This is a genomic window from Streptomyces durhamensis (genome assembly GCF_000725475.1).
GTDB lineage: Bacteria > Actinomycetota > Actinomycetes > Streptomycetales > Streptomycetaceae > Streptomyces > Streptomyces filipinensis.
In genome coordinates this window covers 297,353-316,347 of the sequence record NZ_JNXR01000018.1, presented here as the reverse complement: position 1 = coordinate 316,347, position 18,995 = coordinate 297,353, and the positions used below count along the sequence as shown (strand labels likewise).

Annotated in this window: 16 protein-coding genes and 1 tRNA gene; 13 read left to right on the top strand and 4 right to left on the bottom strand. The window is 71.9% G+C overall.

The features are described from left to right. Positions 1-238: 238 nt before the first annotated feature. The 3 genes from IO33_RS0127705 (at position 239) to IO33_RS0127695 (ending at position 4,384) form a co-directional block, all read left to right on the top strand. The gene (locus IO33_RS0127705) at positions 239-1,744 is read left to right on the top strand and encodes an MFS transporter (RefSeq protein ID WP_031169811.1); all 1,506 of its coding nucleotides are present in this window, start codon (positions 239-241) and stop codon (positions 1,742-1,744) included. A gap of 382 nt (positions 1,745-2,126) precedes the next feature. After that, positions 2,127-2,741 carry a DUF485 domain-containing protein gene (locus IO33_RS0127700; RefSeq protein WP_031169808.1) on the top strand — a complete coding sequence of 205 codons (615 nt, stop codon included), beginning with the start codon at positions 2,127-2,129 and terminating at the stop codon, positions 2,739-2,741. Beyond that, complete coding sequence (locus tag IO33_RS0127695; RefSeq protein ID WP_051926990.1) at positions 2,738-4,384, top strand: sodium/solute symporter; 1,647 nt, start codon at positions 2,738-2,740, stop codon at positions 4,382-4,384. The genes IO33_RS0127700 and IO33_RS0127695 overlap by 4 nt, the downstream gene beginning before the upstream one ends. A gap of 31 nt (positions 4,385-4,415) precedes the next feature. On the opposite strand, the gene IO33_RS0127690 is transcribed toward IO33_RS0127695, so the two are convergent. From IO33_RS0127690 to IO33_RS0127665, 3 genes are all read right to left on the bottom strand, one after another. Further along, positions 4,416-5,303, bottom strand: coding sequence for a DivIVA domain-containing protein (locus tag IO33_RS0127690; RefSeq protein WP_031169803.1), 888 nt, complete (start codon positions 5,301-5,303; stop codon positions 4,416-4,418). A 257-nt stretch (positions 5,304-5,560) separates the two neighbouring features. After that, on the bottom strand, positions 5,561-8,629 hold the full coding sequence (locus IO33_RS47800) for an SUKH-4 family immunity protein (protein ID WP_078963919.1): 3,069 nt from the start codon (positions 8,627-8,629) through the stop codon (positions 5,561-5,563). Between the two features lie 10 nt (positions 8,630-8,639). After that, complete coding sequence (locus IO33_RS0127665) at positions 8,640-9,680, bottom strand: SMI1/KNR4 family protein (RefSeq protein WP_031169795.1); 1,041 nt, start codon at positions 9,678-9,680, stop codon at positions 8,640-8,642. A 263-nt stretch (positions 9,681-9,943) separates the two neighbouring features. On the opposite strand from IO33_RS0127665, the gene IO33_RS0127660 reads away from it, so the two are divergent. Further along, a complete protein-coding gene (locus IO33_RS0127660; RefSeq protein WP_031169793.1) occupies positions 9,944-10,459 on the top strand; it encodes a YwqJ-related putative deaminase in 516 nt (171 codons plus the stop codon). 67 nt (positions 10,460-10,526) lie between these two features. Next, complete coding sequence (locus IO33_RS0127655) at positions 10,527-11,063, top strand: SUKH-3 domain-containing protein (protein WP_031169790.1); 537 nt, start codon at positions 10,527-10,529, stop codon at positions 11,061-11,063. A 17-nt stretch (positions 11,064-11,080) separates the two neighbouring features. Here the strand turns inward: IO33_RS0127655 and IO33_RS0127650 are convergent, their stop codons facing one another. Continuing rightward, positions 11,081-12,382 (bottom strand): sensor histidine kinase, encoded by a 1,302-nt coding sequence (locus IO33_RS0127650; RefSeq protein ID WP_031169788.1) that lies wholly within the window; start codon positions 12,380-12,382, stop codon positions 11,081-11,083. Positions 12,383-12,542: 160 nt separating this feature from the next. On the opposite strand from IO33_RS0127650, the gene IO33_RS0127645 reads away from it, so the two are divergent. The 8 genes from IO33_RS0127645 (at position 12,543) to IO33_RS0127610 (ending at position 18,939) form a co-directional block, all read left to right on the top strand. After that, positions 12,543-13,286 carry a helix-turn-helix domain-containing protein gene (locus IO33_RS0127645; RefSeq protein ID WP_425347979.1) on the top strand — a complete coding sequence of 248 codons (744 nt, stop codon included), beginning with the start codon at positions 12,543-12,545 and terminating at the stop codon, positions 13,284-13,286. A gap of 11 nt (positions 13,287-13,297) precedes the next feature. Then, positions 13,298-13,368: transfer RNA gene (locus IO33_RS0127640), tRNA-Gln, on the top strand. Between the two features lie 134 nt (positions 13,369-13,502). Continuing rightward, positions 13,503-14,951, top strand: coding sequence for a bifunctional UDP-N-acetylglucosamine diphosphorylase/glucosamine-1-phosphate N-acetyltransferase GlmU (gene glmU, locus IO33_RS0127635; protein ID WP_031169784.1), 1,449 nt, complete (start codon positions 13,503-13,505; stop codon positions 14,949-14,951). Between the two features lie 153 nt (positions 14,952-15,104). Beyond that, entirely contained in the window at positions 15,105-16,085 is a 981-nt protein-coding gene (locus IO33_RS0127630; RefSeq protein WP_031169782.1) for a ribose-phosphate diphosphokinase, read from the top strand. A 199-nt stretch (positions 16,086-16,284) separates the two neighbouring features. Next, positions 16,285-16,878: a 50S ribosomal protein L25/general stress protein Ctc gene (locus IO33_RS0127625; RefSeq protein WP_031169780.1), complete on the top strand. Its 594-nt coding sequence runs from the start codon at positions 16,285-16,287 to the stop codon at positions 16,876-16,878. Positions 16,879-16,953: 75 nt separating this feature from the next. Beyond that, positions 16,954-17,559 carry an aminoacyl-tRNA hydrolase gene (gene pth, locus IO33_RS0127620; RefSeq protein ID WP_031169778.1) on the top strand — a complete coding sequence of 202 codons (606 nt, stop codon included), beginning with the start codon at positions 16,954-16,956 and terminating at the stop codon, positions 17,557-17,559. 42 nt (positions 17,560-17,601) lie between these two features. Further along, entirely contained in the window at positions 17,602-18,105 is a 504-nt protein-coding gene (locus tag IO33_RS0127615; protein ID WP_031169776.1) for a hypothetical protein, read from the top strand. A gap of 135 nt (positions 18,106-18,240) precedes the next feature. Beyond that, the gene (locus tag IO33_RS0127610; RefSeq protein ID WP_031169774.1) at positions 18,241-18,939 is read left to right on the top strand and encodes a hypothetical protein; all 699 of its coding nucleotides are present in this window, start codon (positions 18,241-18,243) and stop codon (positions 18,937-18,939) included. Positions 18,940-18,995: the final 56 nt, after the last annotated feature.

Genomic DNA, 18,995 nt, shown 5'->3' with positions numbered 1-18,995 from the left:
CCGGCCCGTCTCGTCCTCCGCCGGGACGAAGCCTCCCCGAGCCGTAGTACGGAGATACCCCTAGGGGTGCTCCACCTCCGGGCGGAGGGGCTCTCAGGGGCATCTCCACCCTTCGTCGCGGAAAGCCTCCACCCTCCCGCCGCGTCAGGGTCAAGACCGCCGCCGCGTGGCAAGCTGTCGTACCGCGGATAGATGCAAGGGGCAGGTTCCGGCGGGGAGTCCCGGGGAGGGGTGCGCGGTGGGGGGTACGACACCCGCGATACGCGGCGGTGCGGTCCGAAGAGGGGACACCCGGCGGCGGGGCGCGGTGGTCGCCGCGCTGATGCTGGCGATGGCGCTGGCCGCGCTGGACGCCACCATCGTCTCCACGGCGGTACCGCAGATCGTCGGTGACCTCGGCGGGTTCTCCGTCTTCTCCTGGCTCTTCTCGGGCTATCTGCTGGCCGTGACCGTCACGCTCCCCGTCTACGGCAAGCTGTCCGACACCTTCGGCCGCAAACCGGTGCTGGTCGCGGGGGCGGCCGTGTTCCTGCTGGGCTCGACGCTGTGCGCGGCGGCCTGGAACATGGCCGCGCTGATCGCGTTCCGGATCGTGCAGGGACTGGGCGGCGGGGCGTTGCAGGGCACCGTGCAGACGCTGGCCGCCGATCTGTACCCACTGGCGGAGCGCCCGAGGATCCAGGCCAGGCTGTCCACGGTGTGGGCGGTGTCGGCGGTGGCCGGGCCGGGCCTGGGCGGAGTGCTCGCCGCGTACGCCGACTGGCGCTGGATCTTCCTGGTGAACCTGCCGATCGGGGCCGCCGCGCTGTGGCTGGTCGTCCGTCATCTGCACGAACCGGAGCGGGAGAAGCCGGACGGCACGGCACGCGCGCGTGTGGACTGGGCCGGCGCGCTCGCGGTGTTCGCGTGCGGCGGAGTGCTGCTGACGGCGCTGGTGCAGGGCGGCGTCGCCTGGCCGTGGCTGTCGGCGCCGTCGCTGGCGCTGTTCGGCGCGGGCCTGGCGCTGGCCGGGGTGGTGGTCGTGGTGGAGCGGCGGGCGGCGCAGCCGATCATCCCCGGGTGGGTGTGGCGGCGCCGGACCATCGCGGCCGTCAATCTGGCGCTCGGCGCGCTGGGGCTGCTGATGGTGGCGCCGAGCGTGTTCCTGCCGACGTACGCGCAGTCGGTGCTCGGACTCGGGCCCGCGGCCGCGGGTCTCGTGCTGTGCGTGTGGACGCTGACCTGGTCGGGTTCGGCGGCGCTCAGCCAGCACGTGTACCGGCGCATCGGCTTCCGGGACACCGCGCTGACCGGCATCGGGCTGGGGGCCCTGATCCTGCTGGCCTTCCCGTTCCTGCCGTACCCCGGGTCCTGGTGGCAGCCGATGCTGCTGATGCTGGCGCTGGGCGGGGCGCTCGGCCTGTTCCAGCTGCCGCTGATCATCGGGGTGCAGTCGACGGTGGGCTGGTCGGAGCGGGGCACGACGACCGCGTCGGTGCTGTTCTGCCGGCAGACCGGACAGACGGTGGGCGCCTCGCTGTTCGGCGCCGTCGCCAACGGGGTGCTGGCCGCGCGGCTGGGCGGGGCGGGCGATCTGGACTCCGTCACGCGCGCGCTGGACGCCGGTACGGCCCCCGAGACGACCCGGCGGGCGATCGCCGACGCGGTGCACGCGGTGTACCTCGGCGCGGCGGGTGCGGCGGCCCTGGCCTTCGTGGTGCTGCTGCTGGTGGCGCCCCGGACGTTCCCGGTGCGCGACGAGTGACGGTCCCCGCGGGGCGGGCACGGAGCGATGCCCCGCACGCCCTCGGCGCACCCGCCGGGGCACCAAGGGGTAGACCGTGGGCACCCGGGGGTGAACCAAGGGATGCACCGGGGGTGAACACAGGGGCGCCCCGGGGTGCACCGGGCAGGCGTCCCCGCCGGCGCCCGGCCGGGTGCCGGGGGTCCGACCGCGGGCGGACGACGGCCGGTCGACCCGGGTCATTCCCCAGCCAGGAGGGTGTTTTCACGTAGTAAGCGCATACCGACTGGCCAGTTTGGTGAAAACGCCGCGCGGCGGGGAGGGCGCGAGTAGCGTGCGTGGCTCCCCACCCCCCTCCCTGCGGTCCGCCGCCACGGACCCGAGCCACGCAAGGAGCCCAGGGATGTCCTACGACCGGCCCCACTCGTCGTACGCCCCGCCCCAACCGCCCTACGATCCGCCGCATCCGCCGCAGAATCGACCCTCCCCACCGCCCGACGAGCCGCGTTCGCCGTACGACCCACCCCATTCGCCGTACGCCCCGCCCCGGCCGCCGCACGACGCGTTCCCTTCGCCGTACGACCCGCCCCGGCCGCCGTACGCCACGGCCCCACCGCCGTACGACGCCTCTGCCCCCTCGTCGCTCACCTACCCGTGGCAGCCCGCTCCCCCGCAGCCGGCCGCACCGGACCGCCGGCCGCCGCGCGAACTCCTGGGCCACCACAGCGACCTGCGGGTGCTGCGCGGCGCCTACCGCTGGCAGCGGCGCACCGCCACGCTCACCGCGCTGGGCTACTTCACGCTGTTCCTGGTCCTGTCGGCGTGCGCGCCCGGAGTCATGACGCGCACGGTCGCCGACGGCATCCCCGCCGGCCTGCTGCTCGCGCTGGTCCAACTGCCGGTCACCTGGCTGGCGATCGCCCTGTACGAGCACACGGCCCGCCGGCACGTCGATCCGCTCGCGGACCGCATCCGCAAGGAGGCCGAACTGGACGCACGCCGAGGAGCGACCCGATGACCGGCGCGGCCGGCTCCCCCGCCGTGGGGGGCTTCACAGGTTTCAGCGGTTCGTCCCAGGCCATGTCCCTGGTCGCCTTCTCCACCGTCGCCACGGTGACCCTGCTGCTGTGCGTGATGACCGGCCCCGACCGGGACGACCTCGACGAGTTCTACACCGGCTACGGCTCCCTGTCCCCGCTGCGCAACGGCCTCGCCATCGCGGGCGACTACATCTCCGCGGCCACCGTCCTCGGCACGGGCGGAGTGATCGCCCTGTGCGGCTACGACGGCGTCGTCCTCGCGCTCAGTACGGCGCTGTCGCTGATGCTGCTGATGTTCCTGCTGGCCGAACCGCTGCGCAACGCGGGCCGGTTCACCATGGGCGACGCGCTCGCCCGCCGGCTGCCGGGCCGCTGTGTGCGCATCACGGCCTGCGTGGTGACCATCGCCGCCCTGCTGCCGCTGATGCTGGTCCAACTCGCCGGAACCGGGCAGCTGATGGCGTTCATCCTGGGCTTCTCCAACGAGTCGCTGGAGACCGGATGCGTCGTGGGACTCGGCGCCCTGATGATCGCCTACGCGGCGATCGGCGGTATGAAGGGCACCGCCCTCATCCAGATCCTGAAGATCGTGATGCTGGTCGGTTCGGGTGCCGTGGTCGCCGTACTGATCCTGCACCGCTTCGACTGGGACCCCGGCGCCCTGTTCACCGCGGCCTCCCGGCAGAGCGGCGCCGGGCCGGCCTTCCTGCACTCGGGGCTGCAGTTCGGCACCTCGGGCAGGTCACGCCTGGACATGGTCGCCTCGGAGCTGACCGTCGTGCTCGGCGGCGCGTGCCTGCCGCACATCACCATGCGCATGTACACGGCTTCCAGTGCCCGCCAGGTACGCCGCTCGATGTCCTGGGCGGTGTCGATCGTCGCCCTGTTCGTGCTGGTCATCACGGTGGTGGGGTTCGGTGCCACGGCCCTGGTCGGCCGCGCCGTGATCGCGGGGGCCGACCCGCAGGGCAACACCGCCTACCTGCTGGGCTCGCGGGCGGCCTTCGGCGGCGATGTCTCCACGGGGGAGACCTTCCTGTTCACCATGGTCACCACCGCGATCTTCCTGACCCTGCTGGCCTCGGTCGCCGGCATGATCCTCGCCTGCGCCAACTCCCTCGCCCACGACGTGTTCGCGGCCCGTGTGCAGGAGATGCCGGCCCCGCGCGAGATGGCCCTGGCCCGCGTCTCCGCGCTCGCCATAGGCCTGCCGACGATCCTGCTGGCCACGCTGGTGCAGCACCACAGCCTGCAGCCCCTCGTGACGCTCTCCTTCTGCCTGGGCGCCTCGGCCATCGCACCCGCCCTGGTGTACGGGCTCTTCTGGCGCCGCTACACCCGCAGCGGACTGCTGAGCACACTGATCGGCGGCTCGCTGACCGTGCTGCTGCTCATGCCGGGCACCAATCTGGTCTCCGGCTCACCCGTCTCGGCCTTCCCGCACGCCCACTTCAACTGGTTCCCCTTCACCACCACCGGCATCGTGTCCATCCCGGCCGGCTTCCTCTTCGGCTGGCTCGGCACGGTGGCCTCCGGCCGCAGCAAGGCGGAGGAACAGCGCCGCCGTTACGAGGCGGTGGAAGGACGGATCCTGGCGGGGGCGGTGCGGGAGGGAAGGTGACGGGGGCGGTGGGGCCGGCGGCCCGGGAGGGCTATTCCAGCGTCGCGCGCCCCGTCAGGGAGATCAGGTCGCTGCGGGCCTCGTCCATGTGCGCCTGCACGTGGTCCCAGGCATCGCCGTGCTCACGCAGCACCTGGTCCGTCTCGCGGGCGAGGCGCTCCTCGTGCATGCGCGCGGCGACGATGATGTCCGCCGCACGCGCGCGTGCCTCCTCCTGGCTGCGGCGCGCGAACTCCTCCGCCTCGGCCAGCGCCCGCTCGGCGTCGGCCAGCGCGGCGTCGGCCCGGCTCGCCCGGTCGGCGTACCGGGCGTCCAGGGCGGCGATCCGTTCGGCCTCCTCGCGCTCGACCTCGGCCCACCGCTCGGCCTGCTTGCGGGACAGCTCGGCTTCCAGGCCGGCCGCACGCTCCCGCACCTCGCGCAGCCCGGCGAGCCGCTCCCGGCGCTCCTCCTTCACCGCGCGCCGCGCGCCGATACGGATGGCGTCGGCCTCGGCGCGCGCGGCGACGAGCCGCTGACGGGCGTACTCGTCCGCCGTCATGCGCAGCGCGTTCGCCGCCGCCTGCGCCCGGCGCCGCGCGCTCTCGGCGCGCACCTCGGCCTGCACGGCCTGCCGGTGCGCGTCATGCCGCGTGCGCTCGCGGAGGTCCGCCGCCTCCTCCAGCACCATTTGGAACAAGCGCCGTGCGCGCCCCCCGAGCGACTCGTACGTCTGCGGGGCGAGCTGGGCGACGACCTCCCGCATCCGCGCGGCCTCCGCCTCCATGTCCTTGGCGAGGACGGTCAGCCGCGCGGCACGTTCCCACGCGGCGTCGCGGTCGCACGACAGCGCCTCCAGGAACGCGTCGACCTGGTCGGGGCGGTAGCCGCGCCCCCGGACGGTCACAAAGCCGTGCGGCGACGTCGATGCACTGCTCACCCTGGGAACCCCTCTCCACCGGACATACACGACATAATGATTTCGCGCATATCTTGATGGATCGGACGTAAGCGTTCATAACGCGACACTCCGCGGTCGTGTCACGCTCGACATCGGGCTTTTCCGGCTCGGCGTGGCGTGCGGAACCGTCCGCAGCCGCTCGTCCTCAAGGGTGACGGCAGGGAGAGCCCGCCAGGGGGAGCCGGCCCTTCACGCACGCGTGAAGGGCACCACGCACTCCCACCCGGAGGGCGTACTCACAGCAGCCCGTCCCACATCTGCTCCAGCAGCACCGACCACCAGCTCTCCGGCGAACCGAGCGCCGCCGGGTCCAGGGCGGCCAGCTGCGCCTGGAAGTCGACGGTCCAGCGGCCCGCCTGCTCCTGGTTGAGCCCGTACCGCAGGCGCCACATCCGGCCCAGCAGAGCCAGGCAGCGCGCGAACTCCGGCAGCCCGGTGTTCACGAACTGCGGCGGCACCGGAGCACCGCCCGGCCCCGCCTCGACGGGCACGGCAACGATGTTCGCCGTCCCATACTGCACACAGACCGCCCGGCCGAAGTCGGTGCCCATGACGAGGTACGAGCCCGCGTCCGCCGCCGGCTGCACCCCGCGCTCGGCCGCCAGCTCCGCCAGCGTCGGCACCGGCCGGCCCGGCTGCGCCTGCGCCCAGAAGAACGGGCCCATGTCCAGCGGCAGACCGGCCACGACCAGCGTGTGCGCCACGACCGGCGGCACACCCTGCCGGGACACCGCCTGCTGTTCGAACCGGAAGACCGCCGGCCCGAACGCCGCCGCCAGCTCCTGCGCGATGCCCTCCGGCGGCATCGCCGGCGCGGGCTGCACCGGCGCCAGCGGCGCCCGCACCGGCGCCGGCCGCGCCGGCCCGTCCGCGACCTGGTGCAACTCACCCTGATGCGCCAGCAACTGCTGCATCCCCTGCTGCCGGCTCGCATGGTCCGTGCCGTACGGCGCGATGCTCGTGATCCGCGCCTGCGGCCACTGCTCCCGGATCATCCGCGCGCAGTAGGCACCCGGCAGCTCGCACGACTCCAGCTCCGTGTGCAGCTCCAGCACCTGGTCCGACGGGACGTTCATCGCCCGCAGCTCGTGGAAGATCTGCCACTCCGGGTGCGGGGTGCCCGGCGCCGAACGCCGGATCAGCTGCTGCTCCGAACCGTCCTGCGCGCGGTAGCGCAGCACGGCCTGATAGCCGGGACCGACCGTCGGCTGCCCCTGCTGCGGATACCCGTACGCCGACGGCTGCCCCGGCACCGGCGCGCCCGGCGGCGGCATCGCGCCCGGCGGCATCGGCTGCGGCGCCCCCGGAACGCCCGGCGGCATACCGGCGGCGCCCGGCGCACCGAGCGGACCGGGAGCGGGCGGCGGGGGCACGCCCGGACCTGCCACCGGCGGCGCGGCCAGCACGGTCTCCGCATGGTGCACGGCCCCGCGCCCCCCACCCGGAGCACCGGGCATGCCAGGCGTGCCGGGACCCACGGGGGCGCTCGGCGGCTGCGGCGCGCCGGGCGCGTGGGGCATACCGGGGGCGTGCGGCATGCCGGGGGCGCCAGGAGGTTGCGGCGCGCCCGGCACGGGCGGCATGCCAGGGGCACCCGGAGCCGCGGGAACACCGGGCGGATTCGGCAGGCCCGGAGCGCCGGGACCACCCTGCGCGCCCGGGGCGCCCGGCGGCTGCGGCATACCTGCGCCCAGCTGGCTGGGGTCGGCCAGCATCGTGGCCGCGTGGTGGACCTGACCCGAAGGCGTCGCGGGCGGGTTGGGGGCGCCCGGAGCATTCGGCGCGCCCGGCGCCTGCGCGCCTTGCGCGCCACCCGGACCGGCCGGCGCACCCGCGCCACCCTGCCCCTCGGGCCCCTCCGGCCCGAGCGCCGCCACCAGCTGAGTCGGCACGTACGCACCACCCGCCGCGGCCGGCATCGCCGCATCCGCCGGGCGCGCGCCCGGCGCGCCGGGAACACCCGGCGGAGGGGGCGGCATGCCCGCTCCACCACGTGCCTTCTTCGGTGGCGGCGCGGCCTTGCTCGTCGCGGCATCCGCGATGTCCCCGGCGTTCGGCGCGAGAGGCCGCGCGGACGCACCGGCATCGGCCGGAGGCTGCGGCGCACCCGCCAGACCACCCGGCGCCTGCGGATAGCCGTAGCCCGGAGCACCCTGCGGGGCGCCCGGATTCTGCGGATAGCCGTACGGCGCGGCGCCCGGCGGGGGCGTGTCGCCCTGCGGAGCGCCCGGCGCAACAGGAGCGGCGGGGGGCGCGAACGGCGCGCCGGACGGCGGCGGATACGCGGACAACCCCGGCGGGGGCGTGCCGGGAGCCGCCGGCGGCTGCGGATGGCCGTACGGCGGCGTGCCGGACGGCGGAGGGGGCGTACTGCCCTGCGGAACGCCCGCCGTGCCAGGAGCGCCGGGCGCCCCCGGTGCACCAGGCGCGCCCGGCGTGTTCGAAGGATCGAGCGCCGGAGCGATCGCCGTCGGCGGCAGCTGGCTGCCCCCCGAGATGAGCGCCGTCTTCGCGTCCGGCACGCTCGTCCGCGGCCGCGGAGCCTCGTCGCCCGCATCGCTCAGCGGCGGCGCGAACACCGTCGCGGGCAACGGCACGGAACGGTCCTCCTCACCGGAGCCCCCGTTCGTGTCGGTACCGGCCCAGGGCGTGGCCCCCACCGGCACCTCCGCGGCAGGCACGCCCTGAGGAGCAGGCGCCGCGGGCACACCCGACGCGCCCGGCCCGGCCTGCGCCGGGGCCGGCCCCGCCGCACCCGACGAGACCCCACCGCCGACACCGGCCGCCCCGGAACCGGAACCGGCACCGGCACCGGCACCGGCACCGGCAAGCGAACCCGCACCGTCCGAAGCACCGGCATCGGCACCCGGGCTCGAAACCCCGGCACCCGCACCAGAAGCGGCGTCGGCACCCTCGGCCCGCCGGTCCCCGATACCCAGCTTGTCCGCCGCCTCCTGCAACCACTCCGGAGGAGTCAACAGGAACGACGTCTGGTTCAGGTCCACCCGCGCGGCCGCCGCCGGAGCCGCGTCCCGCGGCTCGTCGGCACGGCCGTACTCCTCCTCGTACCGGCGGATCACCTCACCCACCGGCAGCGCCGGCCACAGCGTCGCCTCCCCGCTGTCCCGCGCGATCACCAGGCGCTGACCACCCGCGTCCGAACGCGGACCCTCCGCCCGGTCCTCCCCCCACACCACGAAACCCAGCTCGAACTCCCGCACCCGCACCTCACGATGCTGGTACACGGGCACGTCACCGTTGATCCACTCCTCGGCGCGCTCCTGCGCCTGCGCGTAGGTCACCATCGCCTGAAACTCACTCCTCCACCGGACCGGACGACACCGAGCCGGCGGACACCGGAACGGCCCGGGCGAAACCGCCGTCGACCATCAGATTCGCCACCGTCTCCAACTCCGGCGGATTCCCCGCCAACCGCGACAGGAAGGCGTCGAAATCCTCACCGCAGGGCAGCAGCAGACGCTCCACCCGCTCCGCCGGCGACCACGACGGATCCGCATCACGCACGTCGTCGTACGCGCAGAACCACACCGAACCGAGCCGCTCGCCCTTCACCTTCACCGCGAGCAACCCGCCCTGCACGAACGAGACCCCGAGGTAATCCTTCGTCAGATGGTCACGCAGACACTTGTTCACATACACGAGGTCGTTGACCGCCGCCTCGTCCCGCACCGTGAAGAACGGCTGGTCCAGCAGCAGACCCAACTCGGCGTCCAGCGCCGTACCCACCGGCGCACAACCACCCGCCGCCTTCAGGAACGAGCGATACGCGCCCGGAAGCCGGTACCCCAGATCCTCCTCGACGCCCTGCACCTGCGCCTCCGACACCGCCACACCCGACTTCGGCAGCCCGAAATGCGCCGGCCGCGTCTCCTGCAACGGCCGCGTCCCCCGCTTGCCGTGGTCCACCGGCGTCGTCGCCACCCCACCGTGGTGCCGCAACAACGCCTTCACCTCGACCGGAACCAGCTCCAGCCGCCGCGTACCGGCCACGTGATGCCACGTCCAGCCGTGCGGAGTCGCCACATCCGGCACCGTGTCCCACAACTCGTGCTGCTCCACCGCCAGCGCCGCGTTCGCCGACACGTAGTCCGTCAGCCGCAACTCGTCGACACCGAAACCCTCCGGCGGCTCGGCGATCTCCACCGCCACCCGCGCGTACGGAGAGAAATCCGGGTAACCACGCTCATCGACCCGTACCCCTCTCGGGTGACGCGCCGCCCGGACCGGATCCGGGAAGTGCACGACCTGCCCGGCGTAGGCCGCGTTCGGCGGCACGGCTTGTCCCCCGGCCTGGCCGCTGGGCGGTGCCCCCAGCCCGAGCCGACCTGTCGTCATGGCGGTAGCCCCCTGCGGCGTTCTCTCTGGCCTCAATCGGCGGTGTCGATCGCGAACGGCGACAGCCTATGCGGTACGCGAACCCCGGTCACCGGCCCACCGCATCCGCGAGGAAACACCCCGTCCGCCTCCGTGACCGGCCGTCACCCCACCGTGATCACCCACCCCCGGCACGGGCGTGTCGCACCGCCCCAGCTTCCGCACAGGCCACGGCATTTGGCACCCTGTGTCCTTCGGGGGACGCCCGGGGAGGGAAAACGATCATGAACAGCTTGCGAACCGGAGGAACCGACGTGCGGGCCGGCGACCCACGCATCGGCTGGAGCGGCACCGACGCACCCCCCGCTCCCACCCTCCGCCACCGCCGCGACGGCATCCTGCCCACCGTCGCCGCCGCCCTCTCCGTCCGCGGCACCACCCTCACCGGCACCGCCGCCCGCGGCGACCAGCCCCCCGCCCTGCACCCCCTCGTCCAGGACTTCCTCGACACCCTCACCAGCGGCGAACGCGACCGCTTCACCGGCCGCTGCGCCGAGACCATCCTCATCTCCCGGCACCTCACCGCCGCCGACGCCACCCGCAGCAAACGCGCCGCCCGCAAACCCATGAGCAACGGCGAAGCACGCAAAGCGCTCAAACACGCCAAACTCACCGCCCGCCGCATACGCGAGGACGGCGACCCCCTCCACGGCAGCTTCGCCACCCCCTGCCGTGCCTGCACCGCCCTCACCGCCCACTTCGGCGTCCGCATCGTCGACCCCACGGCAACCGACGGCTGACCATCACCGTCAACCCAGGTACCACCGCACCACACCGCCGGCACGACGCACGACGAACGAAGGGCAGATGCACCCCGAACACGCCACCACCCCCAGGCCCGCCGCCACCCGCCACGAGCCCGGGAACACCCCACCCCGCTTCCCCGTACTCGTCGACACCGCCCTGCGCGCCGCCGGCTGGCAACCCGGACGCTGGGACATAAAACAGGCCGAGATCTGGGCCGACGCCCTCCGCGAGCACACCTCACCCGCCGGACACCGGCACACCGTCTTCCCCGCAGCCGTCGAAGCCTGGGCCGAATTCGGCGGCCTCACCATCACCCCGGGCGGCCCCGGCCGCCAGATCGCCCCCGCCACCCTCCACCTCGACCCCCTCCACGGCCTCCACCACGCCCGCACCCTCGGCGACCTCGGCCGCGCCCTCGGCACCGAGCTCTGCCCCCTCGGCGAAGAGACCGACACCACCGCCACCCTCGCCATCGACACCGAGGGCCGCGTCTACACCCTCGACCACACCGGCGACTGGTACGTCGGCCCCGACATCGACCACGCCCTCACCACCCTCATCACCGGCATCGAACCCGTACGCCTCACCGCCGGCTGACCCCCACCCCCAAGCGCCTACACCGCCGGAATCACCGCCGACACCCGGAAACCCCCGGCATCCGTCGGCCCCGACACAAACACCCCACCCAGCGCCACCACCCGCTCCCGCATCCCCACGAGGCCGTTCCCACCCGACGGCAACCCCGCCGCCGACGCCGACCCCGGCTCCGGCGGCGGCCCGTTCTCCACCTGCATCGCGATCTCCGACACCCGATGCGCGAGCCGCACACGCGTCTTCGCACCCGCCGCATGCTTGTGGACGTTCGTCAACGCCTCCTGCACCACCCGGAACGCCGTCTGCTCGATCTCCGCCGCATACGACCGCACCTCCCCCTCCACCGACAGATCCACGACCATCCCCGCCGCCGCCGACTGCCCGACCAGCTCCTCCAGCTCCGACAGACACGGCCCGTCCTCCACCACCGCACGAGAAGCCGCGGCCGCAGCCGCCTCCCGCACCGCGGCCAACGGCACCCCCTGCGCCCGCCGGCCCACGTCCTCCCCGGCCCGCAACACCCCGAGCATCTCCCGCAACTCCGTCAACGCCTGCCGCCCCATGTCCCCCACCAGCGACGCGTTCTTCACGGCCTTCTCGGGATCCTTGCGCGCAACCGCCTGCAACGCCGCCGCATGCACCACCATCAAACTCACCCGGTGCGCCACCACGTCATGCATCTCACGGGCGATCCGCGTCCGCTCCTCGTTCCGAGCCCACTCGGCCCGCTCCTCCGCCCGCTCGGCGAGCAACTGAAGCTCCCGCTCCAGACTGTCCGCCCGCTCCCGCAAGCTCTCCATCAACCGCCGCCGAGCCCCCACGTACAACCCCAGCAACACCGGCGGAGCCGTCAGCCCCAACGCCGTCGTCACCGCCGCGAACGGCACGAACCAGTCACCCAGCGTCAGGTCACCCCGCGCCATGTCCTGCCGCACCCGCACGAACGTCACCACCGCCGTCCCCACCAGCGACATCCCCGCCAGCGCACCGATGATCCGGCGCGGCAGCTCACACGAGGCCAGCGTGTACAGGCCGACGACACCCAGCAGGAACCCCATCTGCGCGGGCGTGATCGCGATGGCCACGAGCACCACGGCGATCGGCCACTTCCGCCGCACGAGCAGCACCGAACCGGAGATCACCCCGAAAACGATCCCCACCACCACCGGGATCCCCGCGTCCCGGGCGAACGGAATCCCCTCCGCGCCGCACTCCACGGCCGACACCAGCGCGAGACTCCCGTCAAGCGCCGCACTGCGCCACCTGGCCCACCACCACGGGCCGGTCAGGCCCTTGGCGTGCTCTTCCCCCGTCATGGTCATACGTCCAGCCTACGGGCGACCGGTGCGCCTTTTCCGGGGACTTTCGCCTACCTCCACACACCACACTCCGTAACCGAACGACCTCGAAATCCACCGATATCACTCGAACTGGTGAACCCTTCTCGTTCGACCTCGGAACGAGCCATTCCGCCCGGACGGTATGCGTATGACACACGCACCCGGCCGCTACACCGACTTCGAGCGCCCGAACGCGAAGGACGACCTCCGAGCGAAGGCCCGTGAGCTACGCCTCCAGGGCTGGACCTACGACCAGATCGAGGCGGAACTGGGCTGCTCCCGGAGTTCGGTGTCGCTGTGGGTACGCGATCTGCCCAGACCTGAGCGCAAGCGCAGCGCCGAACAGGCGGCAGCGATCGCCCGCAAAGGGTGGGAGGAGAGGTCGCGCCTGCGCGACGAGGAACGACGGCGCACAAAAGACGAGGCGAAGCGGGCGATCGGCGCCCTGACGGCCCGTGAGCTGTTCCTGGTGGGCGTCGGCCTGTACTGGGCCGAGGGAGGCAAGGACAAGCCGTACGACCGCCGGGAAAACGTCGCCTTCGTGAACAGCGACCCCGGCATGATCGAGGTGTTCCTGGCCTGGCTGGACCTCCTGGGGGTGGAGCGCGGTCGCCTGCGGTTCACGGTGATGATCCACGAGACGGCCGACGTCGGAGCGGCCGAGCGCTACTGGGCAGACTTCGTCGGCGCCACTCCGGCCTCCTTCAACAAGACCACCATCAAGAAGCACAACCCGAAGACCGTCCGCAAGAACACCGGCGAGGACTACCGAGGCTGTCTCGTGATCAAAGTCCTGAAAGGGGCGGACTTGTACCGTCGCATCGAAGGCTCTTGGTGCGGCATAGTAGAGGCCGCACGCGAAGCCGATCAGCGAATTCGGACATAGCGCGCCAATCATCCCGGATCGTCTAAAGGCAGGACAAACGGTTTTGGTCCGTTGAATGAGGGTTCGAATCCTTCTCCGGGAGCCCACAACACCCACATCCCAGGTTCGGGCCCTGACCGGTGTCACCACCGTCAGGGCCCGCTCTCATATCCCCCAAGGAACGCCCCGGTATCCTGCGGCTGTCATCCCCATCACCCACAGCCGAAGGGCAACCCCGTGAGCGCCATCCGCCCGGCAGCCGTCGTCGTTCTCGCAGCGGGTGAGGGCACCCGTATGAAGTCGGCCACACCGAAGGTCCTGCACGAGATCTGCGGCCGTTCCCTCGTGGGCCATGTGCTGGCCGCCGCCCGCGAGTTGGACCCGCACAGCCTGGTCGTCGTCGTGGGTCACGCCCGGGAGCAGGTCGCCGCGCATCTGACCGCGATCGACCCGGCCACCAGGACGGCCGTGCAGGCCGAGCAGAACGGGACCGGGCATGCCGTGCGCATGGGCCTGGAGGAGCTGGGCGGGGCCGTGGACGGGACCGTGGTGGTCGTGTGCGGGGACACGCCGCTGCTGACCGCCGAGACGCTGAAGCAGCTGGCGGGGACGCACGCCGGTGACGGCAACGCCGTGACCGTGCTGACGGCCGAGGTGCCGGATGCCACGGGGTACGGCCGGATCGTGCGGGACGAGGCGACGGGCGCCGTGACGGCGATCGTGGAGCACAAGGACGCGACGGACGCGCAGCGGTCGATCCGGGAGATCAACAGCGGGGTGTTCGCGTTCGACGGGCAGTTGCTGGCGGACGCGTTGAAGAAGGTCCGTACGGACAACAGTCAGGGCGAGGAGTACCTGACCGATGTCCTGGGCATCCTCCGCGAGGCCGGTCACCGGGTGGGTGCCTGTCTGGCCGCCGATCACCGGGAGATCGCGGGGATCAACAACCGGGTGCAGCTGGCGGAGGCCCGTCGCATCCTGAACGACCGGTTGCTGACGGCGGCGATGCTGGCCGGGGTGACCGTGGTCGATCCGGCGTCGACGTGGGTGGACGTGACGGTGACGTTCGAGCGGGACGCGGTGGTGCATCCGAACACGTTGCTGACCGGGTCGACGCATCTCGGTGAGGGTGCCGAGGTGGGGCCGAACAGCCGGCTGGGGGACACGCGGGTCGGTGCGGGGGCGCGGGTGGACAACACGGTGTCCGAGGGTGCCGTGGTGGGTGCGGGGGCGAGTGTGGGGCCGTTCGCGTATCTGCGGCCCGGTACGCGTCTGGGTGCGAAGGGCAAGATCGGGACGTACGTCGAGACGAAGAACGCCAAGATCGGTGAGGGTACGAAGGTGCCTCATCTGTCGTACGTCGGTGACGCGACGATCGGTGAGTACACGAACATCGGGGCGGCGAGTGTGTTCGTGAACTACGACGGTCAGGAGAAGCACCACACGACGGTGGGGTCGCATTGCCGGACGGGTTCGGACAACATGTTTGTGGCGCCTGTCACGGTCGGGGACGGTGCGTACACCGCCGCCGGGTCTGTGATCACGAAGGATGTGCCGCCCGGTTCGCTGGCCGTGGCCCGTGGTCAGCAGCGGAATATCGAGGGTTGGGTGGCGCGGAAGCGTCCGGGGAGTGCGGCGGCGAAGGCTGCCGAGGCGGCGTCCCGGGCGGGTGAGGGCGAGGAGTGACGGGAAACGGGTGCGTCGAAGTCGGCGTACCGTGATAAGTGCACATCCGCACGCGTGCACCCGCACCCTTACCAGCTGATTCGGCCTCTCACGCCCAGCCGAGAGGTCGCTGAGCAGCCGGCTGGCTGAGACAACCTCTGAGGAGACAGTGCTGTGACCGGGATCAAGACGACCGGCGAGAAGAAGTTGATGTTCTTCTCCGGCCGCGCCCACCCCGAGCTTGCCGAGGAGGTCGCCCAGCAGCTGGGTGTCGGGGTCGTCCCGACGAAGGCCTTCGACTTCGCGAACGGTGAGATCTACGTCCGTTACCAGGAGTCGGCGCGTGGTGCGGACTGCTTCGTGATCCAGAGCCACACGGCTCCGATCAACCAGTGGATCATGGAGCAGTTGATCATGATCGACGCGCTGAAGCGTGCGTCGGCCCGCTCCATCACGGTGATCGTGCCGTTCTACGGTTACGCGCGGCAGGACAAGAAGCACCGGGGTCGTGAACCGATTTCGGCGCGTCTGATCGCCGACCTGATGAAGACGGCGGGTGCGGACCGGCTCCTGACCGTGGATCTGCACACGGACCAGATCCAGGGCTTCTTCGACGGTCCGGTGGATCATCTGTTCGCGCTTCCGCTGCTCGCGGACTACGTGGGCGAGAAGGTGGACCGGAACAAGCTGACGGTCGTGTCGCCGGACGCGGGTCGGGTGCGGGTGGCGGACCGGTGGTGTGACCGGCTCGGTGCGCCGCTGGCGATCGTGCACAAGCGGCGTGACAAGGACGTGGCGAACCAGGTGACGGTCCACGAGGTCGTGGGTGAGGTCAAGGGTCGCGTGTGTGTGCTGGTCGACGACATGATCGACACGGGTGGCACGATCTGTGCGGCTGCCGACGCGCTGTTCGCGCATGGTGCGGAGGACGTCATCGTGACGGCGACGCACGGTGTGCTGTCGGGTCCGGCCGCGGACCGGCTGAAGAACTCGCGGGTGAGTGAGTTCGTGTTCACGAACACGTTGCCGACGCCGGCGGAGCTGGGCCGGGATCTGGACAAGATCACGGTGTTGTCGATTGCTCCGACGATCGCGAGTGCGGTGCGTGAGGTGTTCGAGGACGGGTCTGTGACCAGCCTCTTCGACGAGCAGTGAGGTTTCTGCAGCCGCGCTCCGCGCGGTGACGGAAGATCCTTTTGAGTACGGCCTCCCCCTCCGAGTAGACTGCTCCAGTTGCTCGGCGAGGGAGGCCGTACGCGTGCGTACGGCGGTCCGTTATCGACGCGCTCTTCGTAGCAGGCCGTTCGTGGCCGGGTGACCCCGTCCGTTCGAGTTCCTACGAGGAGTGATCGATATGTCCGAGGTGAAGCTCACCGCCGAGACCCGTACCGAGTTCGGCAAGGGTGCCGCCCGTCGCATCCGCCGTGACAACAAGGTTCCGGGTGTTCTCTACGGCCACGGCTCCGACCCGCTGCACCTGACCTTCCCGGGTCACGACCTGCTGCTGGCGCTGCGTACGCCGAACGTCCTGATCTCCCTGGACATCGACGGCAAGACCAACGAGCTGGCGATTCCGAAGGCCGTGCAGCGCGACCCGCTGAAGGGCTTCCTGGAGCACGTCGACCTGCAGCTGGTCAAGCGCGGCGAGAAGGTCACGGTCGAGATCCCGGTCCACACCGAGGGCGAGCTGGCCCCGGGTGGCAACCTGCTGGAGCACGTCCTGAACGCGCTGCCGGTCGAGGCCGAGGCCACGCACATCCCCGAGGCCGTCACGGTCTCCGTCGAGGGTCTGGCGGCCGGTGCCTCCATCCTCGCGAAGGACATCGCGCTGCCGAACGGCACCACGCTGGCCGTCGAGGAGGACGCGGTCGTCCTGCAGGTCCTGGCCGCGCAGGCCGAGGAGACCGAGGGCGAGGCCGCCGAGGGCGAGGAGGCGGCCGAGGCCTGATCCTCGCCGTCGTCGTCAACTGTTCAGCCGCTGCTTCCCTCGCCGGGAGCAGCGGCTGGCGCGTATCAAGGAGAGATGGACGTGACCACCCCCGCCAGTACTGATCCCTGGCTGATCGTCGGGCTCGGGAATCCCGGGCCGGAGTACGCGATGAACCGGCACAACGTCGGGTTCATGGTGGTGGACCTGATCGCGGCGCGGATCGGGGGGAAGTTCAAGCGTGCGGGCAAGGCGCAGGCGCAGGTGGTGGAGGGGCGGATCGGTCCGGCGGGGCCGGCGAACCGGCGGGTGATCCTGGCGAAGCCGATGTCGTACATGAATCTGTCCGGCGGTCCGGTGAACGCGCTGAAGGACTTCTACAAGGTGCCGGTGGCGAACATCGTGGCCGTGCACGACGAGCTGGACATCGACCACGGGGTGCTGCGGCTGAAGCTGGGCGGCGGTGACAACGGGCACAACGGTCTGAAGTCGATGACGAAGGCGATGGGGCCGGACTACCACCGGGTGCGGTTCGGGATCGGCCGGCCTCCGGGTCGTATGCAGGTGGCGGACTTCGTGCTGAAGGACTTCTCGTCGGCGGAGCGCAAGGAGCTGGACTACTTCGTGGACCGTGCGGCGGATGCGGTGGAGTGTCTGGTCACCGAGGGTCTGGAGCGCGCTCAGTCGGCGTACAACCAGTAGCCGGTCCGGCTGCGGAGTTGACCGGTCGTAGCGGTATGGCCAATGATCCCGGCCATGCCTGCCACAGCCACCTCTGCTCGTCGGACCTCCGTGACCGCTCTGCGGTTCGGGCGGGTCGCGGCGATGGGCGCGGTCGCCGCGCTGATCCTGTTCGCCGGGGTGTGGGGTTCCTGGGGGACCGCGCAGCACGTGATGCTGGCCAAGGGGCATGAGGCGGGCACGGTGCGGGTGGCGCGGTGTGCGGGGGATGTCTGTACGGGGCCGTTCACGCCGACGTCGGCGGGGGCGCGGGCACGCGCGCGTGTGGAGCTCGGGAAGTCGGTGGCGGTGCGCGCGGGGCGGACGTACGACGTCGTGCTGAGGCCGGGTACGTCGGATGCGGTGCGCTCGGGTCCGGCGGGGATCCTGTATGCCTGGGTGCCGTTCGGCGGGGCGCTGCTGCTGGCGTCGGTGGTGGTGGCGGGCGGGATGCGGCTGACGCGGGCGGCGTGGGTGCTGGCGGGGGCGGGGGCCGTGCTGCTGACGGCGACGTTCGTGACCCTGTGAGGGGTCGGGGCGTTCTTCACGTCTGTGGGGGGCTTGTGTGTTGCCTGTTCGTGATTGACCGGCTGCCTGGCGGGACCGGAAGCTGAACCGCCCCCTCCACATCTTCCCCGTTCACCACTCGAAGATGGACAGCCCATGCGTACCCTCTTCCGCGCCGGCGCGCTGACCGCCGGTGTCTCGGCGGCGCTGTTGTGCGCCCCCGCCGCCCACGCGACCGCTCCCGGCGACAACGGCACGGTCAAGATCCACGATGCCCGGACCGGCGAGGAAGCGCGCCGCAACGAACCGCACGTGTGCACGTTCTACCTGGACGCCTTCGGCTTCGACGGCGGGCAGCGGGTCGCCTGGCACATCGAGGCGTGGGCGCCGACGAAGGGCGGGACCGTGCGGTCCGGCGCGATCACCCTGGACTCGGACGGTCACGGCCGTACGGACGACCTCTCGCTGCCCGACGGGCACTACAAGCTGTTCTGGAACTTCGCGGGCGAGAAGGGCGCGGCCAAGCACAAGGTGTTCTGGACGGACTGCAAGGGCTCCGGGGCGGGCGGCGGCAAGCCGGCCGGCTCGGCGTCGCCGTCGTCGTCTTCCCCGGCGTCGTCGTCTTCTTCGGCGTCGCCGGCTTCGTCTGCTTCGTCGTCGTCCGGTGCGGCCCCGAGTGTGTCCGTGTCCGGATCACCCTCCGCCGCGGCTGCGTCCTCCTCGCCGTCGGCCGGCGGTGGCCTCGCCGAGACCGGCAACGGCGCTCCGGTGGGTCTGCTGTCGGCCGCCGCCGCGGCGCTGGTCGCCGTGGGCGGCTGTCTGGTGGCCCGTCGCCGGACGGCCCGGCGGGGCTGAGCCTCCCCCCGTACACACGGGTGCCCCCGAGGTCGTACGACCTCGGGGGCACCCGT